At 69.1% G+C, this 3,288-nt stretch carries 4 protein-coding genes; all 4 read right to left on the bottom strand.

Translation table 11 applies throughout. The features are described from left to right. Positions 1-15 precede the first annotated feature (15 nt). Positions 16-2,109, bottom strand: a complete 2,094-nt coding sequence (locus OXN25_04590; GenBank protein ID MDE0424129.1) for a recombinase family protein — start codon at positions 2,107-2,109, stop codon at positions 16-18. Further along, positions 2,102-2,368: a hypothetical protein gene (locus OXN25_04585; GenBank protein MDE0424128.1), complete on the bottom strand. Its 267-nt coding sequence runs from the start codon at positions 2,366-2,368 to the stop codon at positions 2,102-2,104. Before OXN25_04585 ends, OXN25_04590 begins: the two co-directional genes overlap by 8 nt. Next, a complete protein-coding gene (locus tag OXN25_04580; protein ID MDE0424127.1) occupies positions 2,365-2,838 on the bottom strand; it encodes a helix-turn-helix domain-containing protein in 474 nt (157 codons plus the stop codon). The genes OXN25_04585 and OXN25_04580 overlap by 4 nt, the downstream gene beginning before the upstream one ends. A gap of 125 nt (positions 2,839-2,963) precedes the next feature. Beyond that, positions 2,964-3,288: DUF5372 family protein (locus tag OXN25_04575; protein MDE0424126.1), on the bottom strand; the 325-nt coding region annotated here is incomplete at its 5' end.

The raw sequence follows: 3,288 nt of genomic DNA, 5'->3' as shown, positions 1-3,288 counted from the left end.
GACAAGTCAATGGTTTCATGATGCGTCCCTTCCGGACTGTAGTGAGTCGCCGCCCGATGGCCTCGCCTCAGCATAGCCGGGTGGCAGCTTGTACATGGCGGTGGACTGGTTGCCGGTCTTGATCGGCTCGCAGAGAATCCGGCCTTGCCGGCCCATCGCCTGTACGCTCCAAGAGCTCCGGCCCAGCTGCTTGGCGAGTTCGCCAGCGGTGAGGTAGCCGCGGGCGCGCAGCTGGGCCTGGCGGCGCTCCAGATGCCCCTTCATGCCCACTCGCGCGCGCAGCCGGAAGACAGCCCGCAGCGTGTAGGGCTTGCCGTTCCACTGCCGGTGCCCGGCGCGGTTGAGCAGCTCGGCGGCCTCGGCGTCGCTGTGCGTGTCCAAGGTCGCGTCCAAGGCTGCCACAGTGGCCGGGCACAGGGCGTACTTGATCTGCCGCGGCCTGTTCAACTGGACCGGGTCGAGTGTCAGCGCCTTGCCCCCACGCAGGCGCAGCTCGACGCGGGCCTCGTAACCCTCGCGAGCCAGCGTGGCGTCCTCGACCAGCAGCCGCAGCAGCCGTTTGCGATCGACGTGTTCGGTCGCGGGTGCCTCCCAGACCTGCGCGAAGTCACGAGCCAGTTCCTCGATGCGCCGCACCTGTTCTGCCGACATCTCCTCATCGCGTGCCTCGCGTCGCTGGTCGCGTTCCTGCACGGCCTCCTCGAGCTCCCGCAAGCGTTCGTTCCAGGCCGCTTCCAGCGGGGCCGCCACCAGCCGGTTGACCGGATCCACCGCGTAGTAGCGCCGCTGGGCCAGCTCGGCTTCGTAGCCCAGCCGCTCGATGCGCAGGGCGCGCTGGGCATCCGCCTCGGCAAAGTCGGTCCGCACCTGCTCCTGGACGGCCAGCGCAAGCGCGATGTTCTCGCGGTTCATGGCCGCGACCACGAAGCTCCCCACGGCGGCATCGACGGCCTCGGCGGGAATTGACTGGCAGGCCTTCTGCCCGTACCGCTGGGTCAATTGCTTGCACGTGTAGTACGTCTTCGCGGGTTGGCGGCGATCCGGCCGCGCCTTGCTGTACAGCATGCTCAGGCGCCCGCCGCACAGCCCGCACAGCGCCAGGCCCTGCAGCAGGGCCGCGCCGTTGCGCGGCGCGCTGAGGCGGGCCGGGACGGCGGCGAAGGAGCGTGCATTGCGGGCCATCGTCGCGAGGTTGCGGCCGTACTCCTCCCAGTCGATGAAGCCGGCATGGTGGCCGGGAATGCAGACCTCCCACTGCTCCGGCGGCAGCGTCTGGTAGCGGACGCCGCCGTCGGCCTGGCGGAGGATGCGGGTCTTGCCGTAGGTGAAGGCCCCCGCGTAGGCGGGATTCCTGAGGATGCGCCGGATCTTGGCATGGTCGGGCAGGCTCCAGCGCAGCACGCCGCGGGCCGGGCCGGTGCGGGCGCGGTGCGGCAGGAGGATGTTCTCGTCGCGGAACCACTTCACGACCTGCATCGCCGAGCCCTTGTCCCGGAACGCCGTGAACACCCGGCGGATCGCCTCGACGACCTGGCGGTCGGGGTCGAACGCGACCGCGCCGTCCTCGTCGTAGACGAGCCCCAGCGGCAGAGTCACGCGCAGCTCGCCACGGGCCGCCTTGCTGCGCTGCCCGCCGAGCAGGCGGGCGCGGATGCCCGCCAGCTCGAACTCGCTGATGGTGCCTTTGATGTCCAAGAGCAGCTTGTCCGAACTGTCGTTGGGATCATGCACGCCGGACTCGTCGAGGATCAGCGTGTCAGCGATGCGGGCGAACTGCACCAGCTGGCTCCAGTCGCAGTTGTCGCGGGCGAGCCGGGAGACTTCGAGGCTGAGCACGATGCCGATCTCGCCGGCGGCAATGCGGGCGGTCAGGTCGCGGAATCCGCTGCGATTGGCGGAGTAGGCCCCCGACAGGCCCTGGTCGTCGTCGATCACGCGGATGCGGTCCTCGCTCCAGCCCAGCGCGATGGCGGCGCGGCGCAGATCGTACTGGCGGTGCGCGCTCTCGGTGTGAAAGGCGACCTGCTTCAGCGACGACTGCCGCACGTACAGGCAGGCCTCGCGGGCGAGGTGGCGGGGCTTGACCTTGTGGGCGGCGGTTTCAAGCATGGCAAGTGTCCTCCGGGGAGCGCAGCAGGGCGCGGATCTGGCGGGCGGCTTCGGCGAGCGCGGCCGACTCGCAGGCGTCCCGGCCCGCCGGACCCGGCCCGCGGTCCGCCCGGGCCGGCGCGGCGGGCGGGGCGGTCAGGGCCAGGGTCACCGCCAGCCCGTGCCAGCGGAACGTGGCGAGCGCCTGGCTGTCGGTCCCGGCCAGCCACTGGGAGCGCCAGCGCTCGTAGCGTGCGCTGGCATCCGGAGCCCAGCTCATGGCGTGACCCGGGGCGGGTTTTTTTCGCGGCGAGCGAGGGCTTTCTCGAGGCCGCGCGGATGCAGCCCGACGCCGAACCGCTGTTCGATCAGCGCCACCAGCGTGGCGCTGGAGGTGCGACCGTGCAGGGCGCGGTAGTTGTCGACTAACTGCAGGATCTCGGGGGTGATCTTGTGCGGGCCGCGCGGGCCGCGCCGTTGCGGGAACAGGCCCTGCAGACCGTCCCGGGCGAAGGCCTTGGCAGCGCGGAAGCAGGTCGGCAGGGAGACGCCGAAGCGCTCGGCGGCCTTGGCCAGCGTGAGCTTGTCGAGGCGCACGAGGCGGACCATCTCGTAACGCACCTGGAGGATGTCGCGGGGATCGAAGAACTCGCTGTCGGCGAAGCGGGGATCGCGGACGCGTTCGGGGTGCGGGTTGAGCAGGCCAGCCTGGCGGAGGCGATCCGGCTTGCCGGAGGGTGGGTCTTGCATAGGAGCTCCTGCGAAATATATTATCACTAATCAATACGCTCATGATGGTCGGAAATTCGGAATACACATTGGAATCAGGCTGGATATGGACGGACTGCGCCCTAATTTGTGAAAAATCATCATACTTATTTCTGATCATCAGATCTCCCTCGTTCCAGCAACGAATCCACCACCGCCCTGAGGGTCGCGAGATCGTCGGCGCGCCACAGGGACCGCCCTGCCGAGGCGCGCTCGAAATCATCCGCCAGCCGGTAGCTCGTCCATGCAAGCGGAAGCGTCAGCAGGGTTTCGTCCTCCCGGACGCAGCGCACCAGGCGCACGCCTCCGGTCGTCAAGCGGGAGTAGAACGGGAACGACCGCCCGCGCAGCGGATGGTGGGGATGGGTGACGACCACCGCCTCCGGCATTCCCGCTGGTTCGGGCTTGTCTGCTTTCGGGAACCTTCGACAA

Source organism: Candidatus Poribacteria bacterium (assembly GCA_028820845.1).
Classification (GTDB): Bacteria; Poribacteria; WGA-4E; order WGA-4E; family WGA-3G; genus WGA-3G.
This window is presented reverse-complemented; position numbering and strand designations above follow the sequence as displayed.

Excerpts from the sequence above, each read along its gene's own strand:
- OXN25_04590 (MDE0424129.1), bottom strand. The coding sequence starts at position 2,109 with ATGCTTGAAACCGCCGCCCACAAGGTCAAGCCCCGCCACCTCGCCCGC.
- OXN25_04585 (MDE0424128.1), bottom strand. The coding sequence starts at position 2,368 with ATGAGCTGGGCTCCGGATGCCAGCGCACGCTACGAGCGCTGGCGCTCC.
- OXN25_04580 (MDE0424127.1), bottom strand. The coding sequence starts at position 2,838 with ATGCAAGACCCACCCTCCGGCAAGCCGGATCGCCTCCGCCAGGCTGGC.